We start from the raw sequence: 644 nt of genomic DNA, 5'->3' as shown, positions 1-644 counted from the left end.
GTTGTAGGTGTTTTGCCACAGACCGATCACGATCTGCGCCTCCTTTAACGAGTAGAAGATCTCCTGGCGTAGGCACTCGTCACGAAGCTTGCCGTTGAAGCTCTCACAATACCCGTTCTCCCACGGCGATCCTGGTGCGATGTACTGGATCTGTGAGCCAGTTTTGGCGACCCATTTGCGCAGCGCCTTCGAGATCATCTCGGGGCCATTGTCGCAGCGGATGTGTTCCGGGATGCCGTGTAAGCACATCGCCTCCGCCAGCGCCTCGATCACGCCCCCGCTGTTGATGCGTCGCGCCACTTTCAGCGCATCTGGCGTCGCGAGGGGCTCAAGGTCCCGCAGAAGCACCGACCATGCGGTCGCCTGTGGCTGAACGATGGATCCTGCGTGCGGCTGCGCCCGCTCCATCGCAAACACGTCTGGAGTTTAGACTTCGTCCAGGCACGAACCTACGGCGGACGCTCGCTCCGGATCCTGACGCTGATCGACGAGCATAGCCGGGGCCCAGGCCTCGGGGCCGGTGAGCGGCAGGATCGCGGAGGCCAGGATCCGACCGTCCCTGCGCAAACGGGCGACCCGCACGCGCCCCTCGGCCCCGAGATCGGCCAGGACGGCGCGCAGGAACGCGACCTCGTCGGGCCGCT

At 64.8% G+C, this 644-nt stretch carries 1 protein-coding gene and 2 pseudogenes; 1 reads left to right on the top strand and 2 read right to left on the bottom strand.

What is annotated here, in order from left to right; translation table 11 throughout:
* Positions 1-309 (bottom strand): annotated as a pseudogene (locus MKK67_RS26310) (integrase core domain-containing protein); the annotation flags it as partial.
* Here MKK67_RS26310 and MKK67_RS26305 point away from each other — a divergent pair.
* Positions 295-501 (top strand): annotated as a pseudogene (locus MKK67_RS26305) (IS3 family transposase); the annotation flags it as partial. The pseudogenes MKK67_RS26310 and MKK67_RS26305 overlap by 15 nt on opposite strands.
* Here the strand turns inward: MKK67_RS26305 and MKK67_RS26300 are convergent.
* Positions 427-644, bottom strand: a 218-nt coding sequence (locus MKK67_RS26300; RefSeq protein WP_243971036.1) for a GNAT family N-acetyltransferase, incomplete at its 5' end; no start/stop codon positions are given. The pseudogene MKK67_RS26305 and the gene MKK67_RS26300 sit on opposite strands and share 75 nt — an antisense overlap.

The sequence above is a fragment of the Methylobacterium sp. J-072 genome (assembly GCF_022829425.1).
In the GTDB taxonomy this organism is placed as follows: domain Bacteria; phylum Pseudomonadota; class Alphaproteobacteria; order Rhizobiales; family Beijerinckiaceae; genus Methylobacterium.
This window is presented reverse-complemented; position numbering and strand designations above follow the sequence as displayed.